At 46.8% G+C, this 17,916-nt stretch carries 13 protein-coding genes and 12 tRNA genes; 21 read left to right on the top strand and 4 right to left on the bottom strand.

Annotated elements, in window-relative coordinates; genetic code table 11:
- Positions 1-201, top strand: a complete 201-nt coding sequence (locus tag DP_RS12925; RefSeq protein WP_041278007.1) for a DUF2065 domain-containing protein — start codon at positions 1-3, stop codon at positions 199-201.
- A 48-nt stretch (positions 202-249) separates the two neighbouring features.
- Here DP_RS12925 and DP_RS12920 read toward each other — a convergent pair whose 3' ends face one another.
- Positions 250-1,470 carry a tetratricopeptide repeat protein gene (locus DP_RS12920; protein ID WP_011189782.1) on the bottom strand — a complete coding sequence of 407 codons (1,221 nt, stop codon included), beginning with the start codon at positions 1,468-1,470 and terminating at the stop codon, positions 250-252.
- Between the two features lie 170 nt (positions 1,471-1,640).
- Between DP_RS12920 and mgtE the strand changes: the two genes are divergently transcribed.
- The 17 genes from mgtE (at position 1,641) to DP_RS12835 (ending at position 10,708) form a co-directional block, all read left to right on the top strand.
- Complete coding sequence (mgtE, locus tag DP_RS12915; protein WP_011189781.1) at positions 1,641-3,023, top strand: magnesium transporter; 1,383 nt, start codon at positions 1,641-1,643, stop codon at positions 3,021-3,023.
- A gap of 357 nt (positions 3,024-3,380) precedes the next feature.
- On the top strand, positions 3,381-4,706 hold the full coding sequence (gene tig, locus DP_RS12910; protein ID WP_041278006.1) for a trigger factor: 1,326 nt from the start codon (positions 3,381-3,383) through the stop codon (positions 4,704-4,706).
- Positions 4,707-4,825: 119 nt separating this feature from the next.
- Positions 4,826-5,437, top strand: coding sequence for an ATP-dependent Clp endopeptidase proteolytic subunit ClpP (clpP, locus tag DP_RS12905; RefSeq protein ID WP_041278005.1), 612 nt, complete (start codon positions 4,826-4,828; stop codon positions 5,435-5,437).
- Positions 5,430-6,689: an ATP-dependent Clp protease ATP-binding subunit ClpX gene (clpX, locus tag DP_RS12900; protein WP_011189778.1), complete on the top strand. Its 1,260-nt coding sequence runs from the start codon at positions 5,430-5,432 to the stop codon at positions 6,687-6,689. Before clpP ends, clpX begins: the two co-directional genes overlap by 8 nt.
- Before the next feature lie 239 nt (positions 6,690-6,928).
- Complete coding sequence (gene lon / locus DP_RS12895) at positions 6,929-9,253, top strand: endopeptidase La (RefSeq protein ID WP_011189777.1); 2,325 nt, start codon at positions 6,929-6,931, stop codon at positions 9,251-9,253.
- Between the two features lie 109 nt (positions 9,254-9,362).
- Positions 9,363-9,438, top strand: a tRNA-Val gene (locus DP_RS12890).
- A gap of 59 nt (positions 9,439-9,497) precedes the next feature.
- Positions 9,498-9,574, top strand: a tRNA-Asp gene (locus DP_RS12885).
- An 18-nt stretch (positions 9,575-9,592) separates the two neighbouring features.
- A tRNA-Val gene (locus tag DP_RS12880) sits at positions 9,593-9,668 on the top strand.
- A gap of 55 nt (positions 9,669-9,723) precedes the next feature.
- Positions 9,724-9,800 (top strand) — tRNA-Asp (locus DP_RS12875).
- A 19-nt stretch (positions 9,801-9,819) separates the two neighbouring features.
- Positions 9,820-9,895 (top strand) — tRNA-Val (locus DP_RS12870).
- 55 nt (positions 9,896-9,950) lie between these two features.
- A tRNA-Asp gene (locus DP_RS12865) sits at positions 9,951-10,027 on the top strand.
- Positions 10,028-10,045: 18 nt separating this feature from the next.
- A tRNA-Val gene (locus DP_RS12860) sits at positions 10,046-10,121 on the top strand.
- Between the two features lie 55 nt (positions 10,122-10,176).
- Positions 10,177-10,253 (top strand) — tRNA-Asp (locus DP_RS12855).
- 19 nt (positions 10,254-10,272) lie between these two features.
- Positions 10,273-10,348, top strand: a tRNA-Val gene (locus DP_RS12850).
- 55 nt (positions 10,349-10,403) lie between these two features.
- Positions 10,404-10,480 (top strand) — tRNA-Asp (locus DP_RS12845).
- A 20-nt stretch (positions 10,481-10,500) separates the two neighbouring features.
- Positions 10,501-10,576 (top strand) — tRNA-Val (locus tag DP_RS12840).
- Between the two features lie 55 nt (positions 10,577-10,631).
- Positions 10,632-10,708 (top strand) — tRNA-Asp (locus DP_RS12835).
- Positions 10,709-11,183: 475 nt separating this feature from the next.
- Here DP_RS12835 and purM read toward each other — a convergent pair.
- A complete protein-coding gene (purM, locus tag DP_RS12830; RefSeq protein WP_011189775.1) occupies positions 11,184-12,254 on the bottom strand; it encodes a phosphoribosylformylglycinamidine cyclo-ligase in 1,071 nt (356 codons plus the stop codon).
- 544 nt (positions 12,255-12,798) lie between these two features.
- Here purM and DP_RS12825 point away from each other — a divergent pair.
- The 3 genes from DP_RS12825 to DP_RS12815 are packed head-to-tail and all read left to right on the top strand — an operon-like array spanning position 12,799 to position 16,509.
- Positions 12,799-13,668 (top strand): FAD binding domain-containing protein, encoded by an 870-nt coding sequence (locus tag DP_RS12825; RefSeq protein WP_011189774.1) that lies wholly within the window; start codon positions 12,799-12,801, stop codon positions 13,666-13,668.
- A gap of 14 nt (positions 13,669-13,682) precedes the next feature.
- A complete protein-coding gene (locus DP_RS12820) occupies positions 13,683-14,183 on the top strand; it encodes a (2Fe-2S)-binding protein (protein ID WP_041278771.1) in 501 nt (166 codons plus the stop codon).
- Entirely contained in the window at positions 14,176-16,509 is a 2,334-nt protein-coding gene (locus tag DP_RS12815; RefSeq protein ID WP_011189772.1) for a xanthine dehydrogenase family protein molybdopterin-binding subunit, read from the top strand. Before DP_RS12820 ends, DP_RS12815 begins: the two co-directional genes overlap by 8 nt.
- A gap of 45 nt (positions 16,510-16,554) precedes the next feature.
- On the opposite strand, the gene DP_RS12810 is transcribed toward DP_RS12815, so the two are convergent.
- Entirely contained in the window at positions 16,555-16,977 is a 423-nt protein-coding gene (locus DP_RS12810; RefSeq protein WP_011189771.1) for a YchJ family protein, read from the bottom strand.
- Positions 16,978-17,008: 31 nt separating this feature from the next.
- A complete protein-coding gene (gene ppsR, locus DP_RS12805; RefSeq protein ID WP_011189770.1) occupies positions 17,009-17,827 on the bottom strand; it encodes a pyruvate, phosphate dikinase/phosphoenolpyruvate synthase regulator in 819 nt (272 codons plus the stop codon).
- Between the last annotated feature and the right edge of the window lie 89 nt (positions 17,828-17,916).

Here is a 17,916-nt window from a genome sequence, read left to right as displayed (position 1 = left end):
ATGAAGCTCTTATTGTTACTGATTGGCATGGTGCTTATTTTGGAAGGACTTCCCTATGTTGCTTCCCCGGTTGCCATGCAGGAGTGGTTGGTGAAGCTCAGTGAGATGGAGCCTCGGCATCTGCGTACTATGGGGGCTGTGGCCATGGTTTTGGGCTTCTTGCTCTGCTTCTTTGTGCAGAGATCAGGCCTTTTCGTCTAGTGTTTCCGGCTGGCAGCGGTTCGAAACCCCTGCTACCAGCCGGAGGTTCTAGGCTGTTTTAAATACAAACAACCATCCCTGAATGGAGCTTGCCGCCTCTTCCCGCAGGGTCACCTCTGTCTGTCGGAGGATTGTCATTTTATGCTCCCTGGCGAGGGTTGTGATGTATTCCAGGGAATGAGTAAATCTGCCCGTTGTCCCAAGCTGTAGGGGCGCTATTTCGTTTTCGTTCTCGTGCCTTTCCATGGAAAATACAAGCAGGGCCCCCGGTGCTGCCATCTCATCTATTTGGCCAAAGGCCTCTTGCAAATTACCAATATAAGAGAAGACATCTGCTGCCACAATAAGATCGTACTCTTGATCTGTCTGGCTGGCGAATTTTTCTATATCTGCCGGGATAAGATGGTGGTAGATGTTTTTTTCAAGGGCCTTTGCAAGCATTTTGTGGGAGAGGTCAACCCCCGTCATTGCCCTGGCCATATCTTTCAGAACCAGTCCGGTAAGTCCTGTCCCACACCCAATATCAAGGAGATGGTTGAACTTTGTTGTTTCGGGCACAACCTCCAGAAGTTCCCTCTTGATCAGTTGTGGTACCTGGTAGTGAAGTTTTTCAATGAGGGATTCATCAAAGCTTTCGGCATAATTATCAAATAACTCTTCGACGTATTGGCTTGATGTATGGTTGAAATGCACCCCTGTAATGGTGGCGACCATATGCAGGGCGCCCTGATGCTGGGGTTCGATTTCGAGAACCCGTTGGTAGTAACCAAGAGCCTCTTTTTTGTCTCCCATTCTTTGGCAGGTGTAGGCCAGGTTGCTCAGGGCTGGAAGGTAATTCTTGTCCCTGGACAGAACTGCTTCATAACAGAGTTTTGCATGTTCAAGCTCTTCTGTTTCGCGATAACAACCTGCCAGATTGTAGAGGCAGTCGATATCGTCCCCTTCACACTGCAGTGCTTCCAAGAATGATTTTTTTGCCTCTTCAATCTCACCTGATTTTTTCTGGCAGAGGCCAAGGTTATAGAGTAAATCATGGCTGTTTGGGTACTCTTGTTGGGCGATAAGGTAGTGTTTTTTGGCTTGAGAGAAATCGTTTATTTCATAATAGAGGAGGCCGATGTTATAGTTGAGTAAAAAGGCCTTAGGGAAAGAGAGAAGAAGCTCGTTGTAGAGTTGAAGGGCTTCTTGCTCAAGTCCTTGCTGGTGACAGTCGCAGGCCTTGGTGAATTTTTCCTTAATTTGTTCTTCGCTGAGATTTGATACAGGCATGATTCGTTGTGTTTATGGTTTTGTCGTAAAGCACAAAAATTAATTTTATGCGAGGTTAATAAAAATGAATTTGCTTTTCTACCATGATAGGAGGTATCTTAAACGGTTTTGCCCAATATACTTGTAGGAACAAAAAAGTAAAATAAATATTAATCTCGTGTGGTGAAGTTATGGATGCAAATAAAAAACGTGAGTTAGTAGGAAATGAAGGCAAGGTTATCCTTGATATGATTCGTCGCCTCAAACGGAGAGGTGCGAGTGGGCACTTGCTGAAACTTATTTCTAAAACTCACCCGGCTGATATGGCCTGGGTATTTCGCCATTTAAAAGAAGATGAGCGGACAGCCGTTTTTGATATTATTGTCCATACAGACTATGTAGGTGAATTCCTCAGTGAACTGGATGATACTCTGGTGGTGGAATTGGTAACAGGCTTGGAGGCACAGTATGTTGCTAATGTTATTTCTAAAATGGCTTCAGATGATGCCGTTGATTTGCTTGAGATATTGCCTGAAGAACTTGCCAGCTCCATCCGTGAGCATATGGCGAAGAAGGACCGTGAAGAGGTAGAAGAGCTTTTGCAGTATCACCCGGAGAGTGCCGGTGGCTTGATGTCCCCGGATTTTATGTGTCTTGATGAAGAGTTGACCGTGGGCGATGCGATCAACAGTATTCAAAAGCGTAGTCAGGAAAAAGAGATGGTTTTTTATCTCTATATTACCCACGGTGAGACCCATCTCTCAGGAGTTCTTTCCCTGCGTGAACTTCTGATGCACCCTTCGGACGAACTGCTCGAAAATATTATGAATCCTCATGTGATCAGTGTTAATACCGACACAGATCAGGGAGAGGTTGCCCACGTTGTTTCGCAGTATAATATTCTTGCAGTACCGGTGGTTGATACGAACTACAATCTTGTCGGTATTGTTACCGTCGATGATATTATCGATGTTATTCGCGAAGAGGCAACGGAAGACTTCTTGCAGATGGCAGGTGTTGGTAAGGACCGGGATATACTTCTTAAGTCCACCAAAGAAAATGCAATGATCCGGGCACCATGGCTCTTTGCCTCGTGGATTGGTGGTGTTGTCTCGAGTTTTATTATTGCAGGCTTTAGTGAAGAACTTTCTCATCTTATTGCCCTGGCCGCCTTTATTCCTGTGGTTACTGGTATGGGTGGAAATATTGCGACCCAGTCATCCACCATCGTGGTTCGGGGAATAGCAACGGGTCGAGTAAATATGAGTGAGGCCTATAAACTGGTTTTTCGGGAGATGCAGGTGGGGCTTATCCTTGGTCTGGCCTACGGTGTCTTTGTTGGCATTGTTGCCTTTTTGGGTTACTCGGATACGGCCCTTCTCGGAGTAGTGGTGGGCCTGTCGGTTTTTATTTCTATGGTGATGGCGGCTACGCTTGGTACGCTGATTCCATTGATATTAAAGCGATTTGATGTTGATGCCGCCGTTGCAACTGGCCCATTTGTTACCACCTCAATCGATTTACTGGGTGTTGTCTCTTATTTCTTTATTGCAAAACTTTTTCTTGGTTTGTAATTGCAGGTAAAGTCCTTTGGGCCTTGCCGCATGATGAGCTCTATTAAAGGTTCAGGGAAGAGCTTTTTGGGTGGCGACATTGCCTCGGAGCCTATCTGCTATAGGATCGGTTTTTATAAAAAGAATTATAGGCCGTAAATTAGTGACAAGTCCGGTAATTTTAAATTGACTCCCGATTATTATTGGTTATAGTGCCATGTTGTCTGGAGTAGAGCATGTTTTGATACAGGAATTGTGCCCAAGGCATTTTCTGTTGATAATATAATACTTTTCATCGTAACATAATGGTTTTTCTTGAATTATTGTTGGCATTGCGATGGATATAATAGATAATTAATTCGAATGAGGATGGATTTGATGGACATAAAAGTAGAAGAAGTAAGTAAGCTTACTCGGAAGGTTATTGTAACTCTACCCGCAGGGGACGTACAGCCTAAGATTGAAGCAGCTTACAATAAGCTGAAAAAAGAAGTAAAAATTAAAGGTTTTCGTCGTGGCAAGGTGCCTAGCGCTATCATTGTAAAAAACTACAAGGATCAGGTAGAGGCAGAGCTTAGCGAGAAACTGGTACAAGAGAACTACTTTAATGCTGTTGAAAAAGAGGGTCTTGATCCTGTAACACATCCTGAAATTCAGGTAGTTAAATACAACGAAGACGGTTCTTTTACCTTCGAAGCCCATGTTGATGTTCGTCCAGACTTTGAGCTTGGCAACTACAAGGGACTTGAAATTGAAAAGCCGGCTGTAGCTGTAGCAGACGAAGATATTGATGCAGAAATTGCTGAAATGCAAAAGAAGGCAGCTGCTCTTCATGTTGTTGACCGTCCGGCAGTAGATGGCGATATGGTTACCGTTGACTTCCAAGGATTCGAGAATGGTGAGGCTCTTGCTCAGGTAAAGAGTGACGATCATCAGGTTGATCTTGGCGCTGGTAGCATGGGTAAAGATTTCGAGGCAAAGCTTGTTGGTATGTCTAAGGGCGAAGTTGCCGATCACCAGATCACCTTCCCTGAGAACCATCCAAATGTTATCATCAAGGGTAAGACCATTGATTTTAAATTGAGCGTAAAGGATGTTAAAGAACGCATTCTTGCCGACCTTGATGATGAATTTGCAAAAGATGCAGGCGAAGAGTTCAACAGCATGGATGAGCTTAAGGCATCTATTCGTGCCCGTCGTATCAAGAAACTTGAAGAGAGCGCTGAGGGTGTTATCAGCGATCGCCTTATGCAAAAACTTCTTGAAGGTTACGAATTTGAAGTACCAACTCGTTTGGTAGCACACGAAAGTGAGCAAATGATCAAGCAGACCGAGCAACAGCTTCAGCAAAGCGGTTTGACCCTTGAGGCAGCTGGCCTTTCTAAGGAAAAACTTGTCGAGGAAAATGTTGAGGTTGCAGCTCAACGTGTCCGTGGCGATTTTCTTTTGAAGAAAATTGCAGAGGTAGAAGACATTAAGGTTGCTGACGAAGATATGGACCGAGGCTTCAAGCGTATTGGCGATATGTACAATATGACTGTTGCTCAGGTTAAAGAGTTCTTCCAAAGCCGTGATGATCTCCTCCCATTCATGAATGAGTTGCTCAACGAGAAGATTCTTGCTTTCTTGCGCAGTGAAGCAGTAATGGTTGAAGAGAAAGCGGTAGAAGCCACTGACGTACAGAAAGAGGGTGCGAGCGAGTAGTAGCGAGCATTTTTCCCCTGTTCTCTTTTGCGGATGTCCTCTGAGAGATCCGCATTCTACTTTCGACTGCAACCGGTATATAATGCTGCTTGCAGTCGACCTGTTTTAGGAGTGTTATTATGAATTTGATACCAATGGTTGTCGAGCAAACCCCTCGTGGAGAGAGATCTTATGATATCTACTCCCGTCTCTTAAAAGAGAGGATTATTTTTCTTGGTTCCGGGGTGAATGACGATGTTGCCAATGTCATTGTAGCCCAATTACTCTTTTTAGAAGCAGAAGATCCAGAAAAAGATATCACCTTTTATATTAACTCTCCGGGTGGATCTGTTACCGCAGGCATGGCCATTTACGACACCATGCAATATATTAAATGTGATATTGCAACCCTGTGTATGGGGCAGGCTGCGTCCATGGGAGCGGTGCTTCTTGCTGCCGGAACTGCGGGAAAACGTTACGCTCTTCCAAATTCTCGTATAATGATTCATCAGCCACTGGGCGGCTTTCAGGGGCAGGCAACGGATATAGAGATTCATACCAAAGAGATACTGCGTATTCGTAAGGATCTGAACAATATTCTTGCCCATCATACCGGTAAAACTTTGAAAAAAATTGAGTCCGATACTGAACGTGATAACTTTATGAGTTCAGTGGAGGCGCAGAAATATGGCCTTATTGATGAGGTTCTTGTAAAAAGAGAGGACGTCGAAGGGGCGGCTGATAATGGATGAGATAGGAAAAAATGATATGGAAAACAGCTGTTCTTTTTGCGGAAGATCGCAGGAAGAGGTTGATAAGCTGATTGCAGGTCCCGATGTCTTTATCTGTAATGAATGTATTGAACTGTGCAATGAAATTGTTCAGGAAGATATTGTGGGTAGCAAAGATGATGGCCAGGAGGTTTTGCCGGGTCTTGTTCCTAAGGACGTGAAGGCTCATCTTGATGATTATGTTATTGGTCAGGCCTATGCCAAGAAGGTCCTTGCCGTTGCCGTTCATAATCACTACAAACGTATTGATGCTCCTGTTGAGTTGCTGGATGATTCTGTTGAGTTGCAAAAATCTAATATCATCCTGTTGGGACCCACCGGCTCGGGTAAGACCCTGGTGGCTCAGACTCTGGCAAAAATTCTCAATGTGCCCTTTTCGGTGGCCGATGCAACGACCCTTACCGAGGCAGGTTATGTAGGTGATGATGTTGAGAATATTTTAGTCAGTCTTCTCCAGGCTGCCGATTACGATGTCGAAAAGGCCCAGCGAGGCATTATCTATATTGATGAAATTGATAAAATTGCCAGAAAGTCTGACAGTGCCTCTCTTACCAGGGATGTTTCCGGTGAAGGTGTTCAGCAGGCCCTGCTGAAAATTATTGAGGGTACAGTCGCCTCTGTTCCGCCAAAGGGTGGCCGTAAACATCCGCAGCAGGAACTTGTGAAGATTGATACCACCAATATTCTTTTTATCTGTGGCGGGGCCTTTGTGGGCCTTGGTCGGGTGGTGAAGAGGCGGGCAGGGAAGAAATCCATCGGCTTCAGTGCTGATCTGAGTGCAGACAAACGATCCGAGAGTGAGTTGCTTGAGGCTGTTCGTCCGGAAGATTTACTCAAATTTGGACTTATTCCTGAGTTGGTTGGTCGTTTACCGGTTATTGCCTCCCTGCGTGAACTCAGTGAGGACGACCTTGTTCGCATTCTACGCGAGCCAAAGAATGCATTGACCCGTCAATTTGAAAAGCTGTTTCAGTTTGAAGGGGTGAAGCTGACCTTTACCGAGGGTTCTCTGGCGGCAGTTGCTAAGAAGGCTATTGCCCGTAAATCCGGGGCCCGTGGCTTACGTTCTGTTCTGGAAGAGGCAATGTTGGATATTATGTATGATATTCCATCACTTTCGAACGTTCAGGAATGTATTGTCAACGAGCAGGTTATTACCGATGGGGAGTATCCTGTGCTTCTTTATGGGGAAGAAGAGAAGAGCCTTACATAAATATTTTGTTCGTCTGTTGTCTTTTCAACCCCTGTCTGGTGGTTGGTGAAAACCTCTTTGTCATTTTTTGACAAAGAGGTTTTTTTTTGCATGTGCTATTTGTCTTATTGTGCCTGATGTGAAATTGATTTTGTGTTAGTTCATTCTTTTCTGTATAGTCAAAGGAATGCTTTTTCTATAATAAAATTAAGAGTAATGACAAAATATTAGAGTTTGCTTTTTATACATAAGGAGATCCTGTGACAAAGATTTACCCGCTTATGCCACTTCGAGATATTGTGATTTTTCCTCATATGGTTGCCCCCCTGGTGGTGGGGCGTGAGAAATCTATCCGTGCCTTGGAAGATGCGATGGAGAAAAAAACGGAAATTTTTCTCGTAACCCAACTTGAGCCAACATGTGAAGACCCCAATGAAGGTGAAATATATCAATGTGGGACTCTTTCTACAGTAATGCAGTTACTTCGTCTGCCCGATGGAACCATTAAGGCCCTGGTGGAGGGGCAACGTCGTGCCCGTATTGTTTCTCGTGTGCCTCATGAGGAATTTATGCAGGTGGAGGTAGAGGAGTGCACCGAAGTCCTGCCGGGACAAGATGAGTTGATCGCCTATGAGCGTGAGTTGCGCAAGGCCTTTCAGCAGTTTGCTCATCTGGGTAAAAAGATAGGAGAGGAGGTGGTTGTCTCTTGCTCTTCCATTGAAGACCCGGTTAAGCTTGCCAACGTTATCTGTTCGCATCTGCCACTTTCCAGTAAAGAAAAGCAGGAGGTCTTGGAGGTAGAGACTCTTGGCGGGCGTATAGAGCTGTTACTGGAAATTTTATTTCGAGAATTACAGCTTGCTGAAGTAGAGCGGAAAATTAATATAAAGGTAAAGCAGAAGCTCAGTAGGGCCCAGCGTGATTACTATCTTGGCGAAAAAATTCGTGAGATGCAAAAAGAGATAGGTCAGGGCGAAGATGGCGTTGATGAGATGACAGAGCTTGAAAATATTATCAAGGCCAAAAAAATGCCGGCATATGCGCGGGCAAGGGTCCAGAAAGAGCTGAAAAAGTTGCGTGGAATGCCTGCGATGTCAGCGGAAACAACCGTGGTGCGTAGCTATATCGATACCATTCTCGGACTTCCCTGGAAAAAAAGAAGTAAGGGCCAGCTTAATGTTCTTAAGGCCGAGGGGATTCTTAATAAGGATCATTATGGTCTGGAAAAGCCCAAAGAACGGATTCTGGAGTTTCTGGCTGTGCAGTCGCAGGTGGCTAAGCTCAAGGGGCCAATCCTCTGTTTTGTGGGCCCTCCAGGCGTAGGAAAAACTTCCATTTGTCAGTCAATTGCCAAGTCGATGGGCCGGGAATTTGCTCGACTCTCATTGGGAGGGCTGCGGGATGAGGCTGAGATCCGAGGGCATCGTCGTACCTATGTTGGTGCCATGGCTGGAAAGGTACTGCGGGCCATGCAAAAGGTTGGGGTGGCAAATCCCGTTTTTTGCCTCGATGAGATCGATAAAATGTCGACGGATTTTCGTGGTGACCCTGCCGCTGCCCTGCTTGAGGTATTGGACCCAGAACAAAATTCGTCCTTTAATGATCATTACCTTGACCTCGACTATGACCTCTCTCAGGTGTTTTTTATCACCACAGCCAACAGTCTGGAGGGAATTCCCATTCCCCTGCAGGATCGGATGGAGATTATTCAACTCAGTGGTTATACTGAGGAGGATAAGCAGGTTATTGCAGAGAAATATCTGTTGCCCAAACAGCTTAAGGCCAATGGCTTTCAAAAGGATGATATCTTTTTGAGCCCGGGCGCTATGCTCACCGTTGTTCGTCATTATACCCGTGAGGCAGGGGTGAGGGGGCTTGAACGAGTATTGGCCTCTCTTTGTCGAAAGGTGGCCAGGGATCGCCTGCAGAAGGGCAAGAAGAGTAAAAAATATCGAATTGGTGAAAAGTCGGTACCCACATATCTCGGTACCCCCAAGTATCGTTATGGTCTTGCCGAAGAACGTGATGAGGTGGGTTTGGCAACAGGCCTTGCCTGGACTCAGGTGGGTGGTGTTCTGTTGCAGATAGAGGTCATTCTGATGCCGGGGAAGGGGAAGTTGACTCTTACCGGGCAACTTGGTGATGTCATGCAGGAATCAGCACAGGCAGCCTATAGTTATATTCGTAGCCGAGCGAAAGAGCTTAAGCTTGAACCTGATTTTTATGAAAAGGTTGATATCCATGTCCATGTTCCGGAGGGTGCTATTCCAAAAGATGGGCCTTCGGCTGGTATTACCATAGCAACGACCCTGGCCTCAGCCCTTACTGGACGTCCAATACGGCACGAGCTTGCCATGACCGGTGAAATAACGCTCCGTGGTCGAGTGTTACCCATTGGTGGCCTGACCGAGAAGTTGCTCGCCGCCAAGCGTGGAAATATAACCAAGGTCTTACTGCCCGAAGAGAATGGTCGTGATCTAAAAGATGTCCCGGCAAAAATTAAAAATGCTCTCGATATTAAACTCGTTTCTCATATGGATCAGGTATTGGAGCAAGCACTTCTTTCCAAAGGGAAAAATAAATAGGGCGTAGTTCTGCGGAAAAGGAAAAAAAGAGACGGTAAATTGAAAAAGAATGAACAATTTCTCTTGACGGGAAAGAGGGAAATTGGTAAATACTCCTCACCTTACGAGGGGGCGACTAGCTCAGCTGGGAGAGCATCGGCCTTACAAGCCGAGGGTCACAGGTTCAAGCCCTGTGTCGCCCACCAAGATTCAAACCATTTTTCTGAGCAGTTTGTTTAGGCGGATGGTGAGTAGGAAAAATGCTGGAGTGGTAGTTCAGTTGGTTAGAATGCCGGCCTGTCACGCCGGAGGTCGCGGGTTCGAACCCCGTCCGCTCCGCCATTCTTTTTTAGTAGTTTCGGGCGACTAGCTCAGCTGGGAGAGCATCGGCCTTACAAGCCGAGGGTCACAGGTTCAAGCCCTGTGTCGCCCACCATTTGATATTTTCTATGCGATCATTGGTGGCTGGGAAATAAGCAGTAAAGGTAGTTGGAGTGGTAGTTCAGTTGGTTAGAATGCCGGCCTGTCACGCCGGAGGTCGCGGGTTCGAACCCCGTCCGCTCCGCCATTCTTTTTTTAGTAGTTTCGGGCGACTAGCTCAGCTGGGAGAGCATCGGCCTTACAAGCCGAGGGTCACAGGTTCAAGCCCTGTGTCGCCCACCATTTGATATTTTCTATGCGATCATTGGTGGCTGGGAAATAAGCAGTAAAGGTAGTTGGAGTGGTAGTTCAGTTGGTTAGAATGCCGGCCTGTCACGCCGGAGGTCGCGGGTTCGAACCCCGTCCGCTCCGCCATTCTTTTTTAGTAGTTTCGGGCGACTAGCTCAGCTGGGAGAGCATCGGCCTTACAAGCCGAGGGTCACAGGTTCAAGCCCTGTGTCGCCCACCATTTGATATTTTCTATGCGATCATTGGTGGCTGGGAAATAAGCAGTAAAGGTAGTTGGAGTGGTAGTTCAGTTGGTTAGAATGCCGGCCTGTCACGCCGGAGGTCGCGGGTTCGAACCCCGTCCGCTCCGCCATTTTTTTTTTAGTAGTTTCGGGCGACTAGCTCAGCTGGGAGAGCATCGGCCTTACAAGCCGAGGGTCACAGGTTCAAGCCCTGTGTCGCCCACCATTTGATATTTTCTATGCGATCATTGGTGGCTGGGAAATAAGCAGTAAAGGTAGTTGGAGTGGTAGTTCAGCTGGTTAGAATGCCGGCCTGTCACGCCGGAGGTCGCGGGTTCGAACCCCGTCCGCTCCGCCATTCTTTTTTTTAGTAGTTTCGGGCGACTAGCTCAGCTGGGAGAGCATCGGCCTTACAAGCCGAGGGTCACAGGTTCAAGCCCTGTGTCGCCCACCATTTGATATTTTCTATGCGATCATTGGTGGCTGGGAAATAAGCAGTAAAGGTAGTTGGAGTGGTAGTTCAGTTGGTTAGAATGCCGGCCTGTCACGCCGGAGGTCGCGGGTTCGAACCCCGTCCGCTCCGCCATTTATGAAAAGGGTATCAAGACATCGTCTTGATACCCTTTTTTTGTCTTTTGTAAGGCGAGATTCCTGGTCTCTGCTCGCCGTTTACTCATGTTCTTCCTGCTGCGAGATGCCGTTGGCCCCCTTTTTGCTGGCGTGAGTCAATCTCTTTAGAAAAAGTTTCTCTTACTTCTCCTGCTTAGCTGAACCTTGCCCGTGTTGCTAGCCTTGCCTAGACGCAGAATATCTGGCAAGTGTATCTATACCCTTGCCACCGGCGTAGAACCTCCAGAATATAAGTACTTCTATGCCTGTGGCATCAGTACATACCATCTTATCCCAGCTAACGTCTTCATGCCTGTGGCACCGGCGTAGAACCCTCCTGGATATAACGCCTCCATGCCTGTGGCACCGGCGTAGAACCTCCTGGATATAAAAAAGGCCCATGGAACAGATGTTCCATGGGCCTTTTATACTTCTTCCTGTGGGGGAGTTACTTATCCCTCTGGCAGGATGGTGACGCGCTCGTCATTTTCATCGGTCTGCTTCTGTATTTCGCCAATGATAGATGCTTTCTCACCAAGGGCTTCGAAGTGGTGGAGGATATCCTCCGCCTTGTCTTCGGCAACAATAACAAGTAGTCCTACACCCATGTTGAAGGTGCGGTACATCTCTTCACGGGGAACCTTACCCTTCTCTTCAAGAAAAGTGAAGATGGCAGGTACGTCCCAACTTCCTGCCTGTAGGGTTGCCTTGTAGCCCTTAGGGAGGATGCGAGGGATGTTGTCAATAAAACCACCGCCGGTATTATGGACCATACCGTGAATAGGGTAGTTCTTGATAACGTTGAGAACCTGTTGCACATAGATTCGAGTTGGTTTCAGCAACTCTTCTCCGAGGGTAGAACCAAGTTCTTCGATGTGATCTTCTACGGAGTAGTCGTTGTCATCAAAACAGATCTTGCGGACAAGGCTATAACCGTTGGAGTGAACGCCACTGGAGGCAAGACCAATAATTTTATTACCACTGCGAACGTCTGAACCATCAATGATGGAATCTCGGTCAACAATACCGGTAACAAAACCAGCCAGATCATAATCACTGCCCTGGTAAAGGCCTGGCATTTCAGCGGTTTCACCACCAACAAGAGAGCAGCCAGCCTGCTTACAACCCTCGGCGATACCCTTAACAACCTCAGTTGCCACTTCAATATCAAGTTTACCAACGGCAAAGTAATCAAGAAAACTGAGCGGGGTCGCTCCGCCTACAATGAGATCATTGACACACATTGCAACAAGATCAATACCGATGGTATCGTGTTTATTGCACATATGGGCTATCGCAAGTTTGGTACCCACACCATCGGTGGAGTTAACGATAACGGGTTTTGGGTATTTGGTGACATCGATGGCAATGTGGGCAGAAAATCCACCAATATTGTCGATGACGCCATTCTTGTGGGTAGAGGCAACAATGTCTTTAATACCCTCGACGAAGGCGTTGCCCTTGTCGATGTCAACTCCGGCTTCGGAGTATTTCGATTGAACTGCTTCAGATGTTGTACTCATATGCGTATATGCTGGGGTTGAGGTATGTTAGTACGATTTATAGAGGTTACTATTTTAAAAGGACAGCTTTTCCATCCCATAGTCAGTATATCAAAATCGAAATGAAATACCACAGATAACAACTAATGACAATCATGAAATGGCAGGAATATATTTATATTAACGACTTTGTTTTAAATTTTCCTTTTTTATTTTGCATCTGTCCTTGTTAAAGTACCTGAGATTTTTGCCTTAAGTAGCTAAAAAAAATTGGCCTCAGGAGGCAGTTTAGCAGGGAGCATGTTCTTCTTAGATTAAGGGATTTGTTAGTGATGGTGTTACCAGCGCCCCTCTCCTCAGCATAAATGTTTATTCGGTCCTTGCCCGTAGTTTTTCATTTTTTAATCTGCCCTGAACTCTCGGAGCGACCTCCTTGCCAGAAATGTTCTCTTGCATATTTTAAAGATAAACCCTAACATGAGTTTTTTTTAATATGAAAAATATGAATTATTAGAATGACTTCAGGTGGCAATTATTTATTTTTATAACAAAATGGAGGTGAATTATGGTGCAGGAGTATCTTTTCCCCGCAACAGTGTCAGAAGCTGTTGCCCTTTTAGCCAGCAAGGATGGTAAGGCCAGAATTATTGCAGGGGGGACCGATCTGGTCCTTGATATGAAAGATGGCAAATTTGCAGCTGATGTTCTGCTAGATTTAAGTAATATTGGGGAACTTTCTGATATCGCCGAGGCAGATGGTTATATTCGTATTGGAGCCAATGTTACCCTGAGTCAGGTGGTTAATTCAAAACTTGTTCATCAGCATGCCCCGGCCCTTGTTCAGGCCTGCCGTAAGGTTGGTTCCTTGCAGATTCGTAATGTGGCGACAGTAGTAGGTAATGTTGTGACAGCGAATCCTGCAGCTGATGCAGCCGTTGCTTTGGCATGTCTTGATACCTCGGTGGAGGTTGTTGATCAGAAAGGTTTGCGTGTTCTGCCTCTTGCAGAGATGTATGCCGGCATTTGTCTCTCTGGTATTGACAGTTGCAATCACCTTGTCACCCATCTAAAATTTCCCCTCAAGGAGAAGGGAGATGGCTGTGCCTATGTTCGTATGGAACAGCGTAAGGCTCTCTCTCTCCCCATGCTCAACGTCTCGGCCAAGGTCAGCGTTAAAGACGGTTGTTTTGCATGGGCCAGGGTTTTGTTTGCTCCAGTGGGTGCAGGTCCACAACATGCCATTGATGCTGAACTTTTTTTGCAGGGGGCAGAGATTACCGATGCCAATATTAAAGAGGCTGGCCTGCTTGCCAGAAATCAGGCAACGTTTAGAAGCAGTGCGGTCAGAGGGTCAAAGGAATATCGAATGGGGGTTTTACCTGCCATCGTAGAACGCGTTTTACAAGCAGCAGTAGCTGATGCCGGACAGGCATAAAAGGGGATATGAATATGAGTAAACAACTAATCACCTTCACCTTGAACGGTGAGCCGGTAGAAGTCTATGTGGATCCATTTGAACTCTTTGTCGACGTTTTGCGGGATAAGCTGCATTTAACTGGTACCAAAAAGGGCTGTGGAGAGGGCGGCTGCGGTTCCTGTACCGTGCTTGTTAACGGTAAGGCTGTGAACTCCTGTCTTCTGCCAGCCATGCGTGTTATCGGTACCAAGGTTGAGACCATTGAGGGGGTAGAGAGCAGTAAAGGGCTTCATCCTCTGCAAACCAGCTTTATTGAGAAGGGTGCTGTGCAGTGCGGTTTTTGTACTCCGGGTATGATTATGTCGAGTAAGGCCCTGCTTGATAAAAATAAATCTCCTTCGAAGGATCAGATTCGAGAAGCAGTTTCCGGGAATGTCTGTCGTTGTACCGGATATGTGAAAATTGAAGATGCTATTGAAGATGCCGCTCGTAAGTTAAGAGCCTCGGCGGTAAAGGGAGAGAAATATGAGTAAATTTAAGGTTGTTGGCCAAAATATCAAGAGACGTGATGGGGTGGATAAGACCACGGGCAGGGGGCTTTTTACCAGTGATATGTCCTTGCCGGGTATGTTGCACGCAAAGGTGTTACGCAGTCCCCATCCTCACGCTAAAATTGTCAGTATTGATGTTTCAGCAGCAGAAAAGATGATCGGTGTCCGGGCCATAATGACCCATGAAAATGGACCTAAAAATCTGTTTAATGCGGCCGCGCCAATGTTTCTTACCGCTCCTCATCTTGAAAGAGTTCTGGATCAGTACCTCTTTGATGATATTGTCCGTTATGTGGGCGACGAGGTTGCTGCTGTTGCCGCCACCACCGAGGCCATTGCCGAGCAGGCGATAAAGCTTATTCGGGTGGAATATGAGATTTTGCCTGCGGTTCTTGATCTTGAGGAGGCCATGGGCCCGGATGCTCCGGAATTGCATGGTGACAAGGGATGTACGCCCGAGGGCAAGAACATTCCCGGTGAAATCATCAGGATTCCCTATGGTGATATTGAGAAGGGCTTGGCGGAATCTGAGGTAATTATTGAGAAATCCTTTAAGCTTCCCATTGTCAAGCAGGTACAGATGGAGACCCAGAGCGCCGTGGCTCAGGTTGATGGTAACGGTGAGGTCACTGTCTGGTCTACCACTCAGACTCCCCATCCGACTAAGGCAATCCTCGGTAAGATTTTTGCTATGCCGGCGAGCAAAATACGTGTTTTGGCACCTCCCTATGTCGGTGGCGGTTTTGGGGTGCGTATTGGCTTGAGTGGTCTGGCTGAACCCATTGCCATGGCTCTGGCAATGCTTGCCAAAAAACCTGTAAAGCTTGTCTATAGTCGTAAGGAAGATTTTATCGCTTCCGATACACGTCATCCTGCCGTGGTCACCGTTAAGCTTGGTGCTGACAGGGATGGAACGTTCCGGGCTCTGGATGTGAAGGCTCTTTTTGGTACGGGCGCTTACTGTAGCTTTGGGGCAGAGCTTCCCGGTGTTTGTGGGGCAATGACCCTGGCCATTTACCGCATACCGCACCAACGCTACTACGGGCACAGTGTTTATACCAATCAGACTATTGGCGGAGCCATGCGTGGCTTTGGTAATCCACAGGGAAATCTGGCCCTTGAGCAGGTTGTGGATTTGATGGCCATTGAACTTGGTATGGACGCCTATGAATTGCGGATGAAAAATATCACGCAGGTTGGAGATAAGTGGTGTCTACCCTTCCCTTGTCTGAGCAGCGAACTTGCAGAGTGTATGCGACAGGGAGCGGAGAGTATCGGTTGGAAACGTCGCGGTAGCCTGAACAGCCCGGGCAGCAAAAAGGTGCGTGGTTTGGGAATGGCCGTTGGTACCCATGTAAGTAACGCTTGGCCCTTTTGTGTTGACTACGACAATGCCTATGTGACAATCCAGTCCGACGGCACAGCCAATGTTGCCTCTGGTGTTCCTGAATTGGGAACAGGGGTATGTACCTCATTGGTACAAATTGCTGCTGAAACCCTGAGTATGGATGTAGATAAAATTTCACTGACCTATGGTGATACCCAGAGCACGCCTTTTGACATTGGCAGTCACGCCAGTCGTACCTGTTATGCCGCCGGATTGGCTATTCAGATAGCTGCTACGGATGCAAAGAAACAGATGCTGGAATACGCGGCCCCCCTTTTTAGTGTTACCCCGGAAGATCTGCAGATAAAGGATGACAGGGTAGAGTTAGTGGATGCTACGGTTGCCTCAGAGCACTGTTCGCTGGATGATATAGCGGGGGGCAAGGGAAATTCCGTTACCCTTGAAGAGTTGGTTTATCATGCCCATGTCCGTAATAAGCAGTTTATCGGTGTGGCAAGAAATGTACCGGCAAATGCCGCCCCTTGGCATGCATGTTTTGCCGAGGTCGAGGTGGACAAAGAGACAGGACAGGTTGAGGTGATTAAGCTTGCCGCCGCCCATGATGTAGGGACTGCCATTAATCCGATGATTGTAGAGGGACAGATTGAGGGAGGGGCTGTTCAAGGTATCGGTTACGCCCTCACTGAAGAGATTCGCTACAACAATCGTGGCGGCCAGGTTAACAGCAGTATGCATAATTATATGCTACCCACAGCAGAAGATATTCCCCCCATTGATGCCATTATTGTGGAGGCAAGTGATCCTACTGGCCCCTTCGGCGCCAAGGGGGCCGGAGAGTGTAGTCTGGTTTGTCCGGCATCGGCAATCGCCAATGCCGTGGCTGATGCAACCGGCATTAGATTTGTTGAGTTGCCGATCACCCCAGAACGAGTGTTTGCGGCTCTTCATTTAGAGAATTAGGGATAAGGGGGGATTGTCTCAGAGAGTGCAATCCCCCTGCTCTCGTTACTTTTTCAGAGAGAGGGACTCTCTTTTTAGCTCACAGTCACCATCAATATAGTACCAAAGGTTTTTGCTTTTGCGAAATCTGCTCTTTTCATGCAGGACGCAAAATTCCTTTCCCTCTAGGAAGTGGACCGTAAATTCGACTTCTCCCGTTGTATCTTCTGCGAGGCCTTTGCTGGTGTTTTCAATGATCAGATCAATCCACTGGATGGGATTGATATCCTCCTGTAGTTTCCGTGGCCGGGTTTTCTTGCTCCATGTTTTTAAAATATATCCGTTGTCCTTGATGACAAAGGCGGTATAGCGTGAGCGCATCAGCTCCTCGGCTGTTTTGGCCAGAGAATGATTGTTGATTATTCGCAGGCAACATTTGCCGAAAGGTTCTTCGCTGCCGCAGGGGCAGGTGCTCTCTGTAGTTATCATGATTTCTTAGTGTTAAAATTGTTAAAGAGGTTTAAAAGATGGGGTTCCATTGTTTGCTTAACTCCTGGGCAACCTGGGTTGCCGTCTCTTCAATGGATCTGGCATCGGAGAAGACAACGGGGAGATCGTATTTTTCAAAAATTCTTTTTGATTGAAGAGTTTCCCTTTTACAGGTAGACATCTGCGCATAGTGGCTGCCCTTATATCTCTGTTCGCGAAAGGTATGAAGTACATCCGGTGATATAGAGAGTCCCACCACCTTGTGCTTGTTTTTGATAATATCTTCAGGAAGTTGACAGAAGGTTAGATCTTGTTCAACCAGAGGGTAGTTTGCTGTCTTGATTCCCATCTGAGTGGCAAGGAATACGGAAATGGGAGTCTTGCCGGACCTTGAGACTCCGACAATGATAAGATCAGCCTCTTCATAGTCCATGATTGCGGTGCCATCGTCATGGGAGATGGTGTAGTGGATGGCATCGACTCTGTTGCTCATGATCTGTTGATCGACATTGCGAGAGTGACCACTTGCACGGAGGGCATTTTTTCCAAGCATTCCCTCAAGTTGAGTGAGGAATGGTTCACAGATATTAAGGAGGATAACATCCTCGTGCTGGAGGATTTTGTTTATCTCTGGATCAAAGATGGTGGAAAAAATAATAGGTTTTTCTTCACCGCATTTTTCTCTGATGGCATTGATGGTTCTTTGGGCATCATCCTTAGTTCGGATAAAGGGTAGGAGTTCTTCCTGGAATTCAACCCCTGGAAATTGGCAGAGTAGGGATTTGCCCGAGTCTTTTGCCAGTAGGCCTGTGTTTTCAGATACATAGTATATGTGTCTTATGTTTTTCATAGCTGTTGGTTATAGAATCGATGAACTCTTAGTGGAATTTTGGTAGTTACTCGCTGTAGAACTGGCCATGCTAGACTGTTTACAATGAA

It is taken from the genome of Desulfotalea psychrophila LSv54 (assembly GCF_000025945.1).
Lineage (GTDB): Bacteria > Desulfobacterota > Desulfobulbia > Desulfobulbales > Desulfocapsaceae > Desulfotalea > Desulfotalea psychrophila.
The sequence above is the reverse complement of the archived record's forward strand: the minus strand, read 5'-3'. Positions and strand labels throughout refer to the sequence as shown.

Excerpts from the sequence above, each read along its gene's own strand:
- DP_RS12925 (WP_041278007.1), top strand. The coding sequence starts at position 1 with ATGAAGCTCTTATTGTTACTGATTGGCATGGTGCTTATTTTGGAAGGA.
- DP_RS12920 (WP_011189782.1), bottom strand. The coding sequence starts at position 1,470 with ATGCCTGTATCAAATCTCAGCGAAGAACAAATTAAGGAAAAATTCACC.
- mgtE (WP_011189781.1), top strand. The coding sequence starts at position 1,641 with ATGGATGCAAATAAAAAACGTGAGTTAGTAGGAAATGAAGGCAAGGTT.
- tig (WP_041278006.1), top strand. The coding sequence starts at position 3,381 with ATGGACATAAAAGTAGAAGAAGTAAGTAAGCTTACTCGGAAGGTTATT.
- clpP (WP_041278005.1), top strand. The coding sequence starts at position 4,826 with ATGAATTTGATACCAATGGTTGTCGAGCAAACCCCTCGTGGAGAGAGA.
- clpX (WP_011189778.1), top strand. The coding sequence starts at position 5,430 with ATGGATGAGATAGGAAAAAATGATATGGAAAACAGCTGTTCTTTTTGC.
- purM (WP_011189775.1), bottom strand. The coding sequence starts at position 12,254 with ATGAGTACAACATCTGAAGCAGTTCAATCGAAATACTCCGAAGCCGGA.
- DP_RS12825 (WP_011189774.1), top strand. The coding sequence starts at position 12,799 with ATGGTGCAGGAGTATCTTTTCCCCGCAACAGTGTCAGAAGCTGTTGCC.
- DP_RS12820 (WP_041278771.1), top strand. The coding sequence starts at position 13,683 with ATGAGTAAACAACTAATCACCTTCACCTTGAACGGTGAGCCGGTAGAA.
- DP_RS12815 (WP_011189772.1), top strand. The coding sequence starts at position 14,176 with ATGAGTAAATTTAAGGTTGTTGGCCAAAATATCAAGAGACGTGATGGG.
- DP_RS12810 (WP_011189771.1), bottom strand. The coding sequence starts at position 16,977 with ATGATAACTACAGAGAGCACCTGCCCCTGCGGCAGCGAAGAACCTTTC.
- ppsR (WP_011189770.1), bottom strand. The coding sequence starts at position 17,827 with ATGAAAAACATAAGACACATATACTATGTATCTGAAAACACAGGCCTA.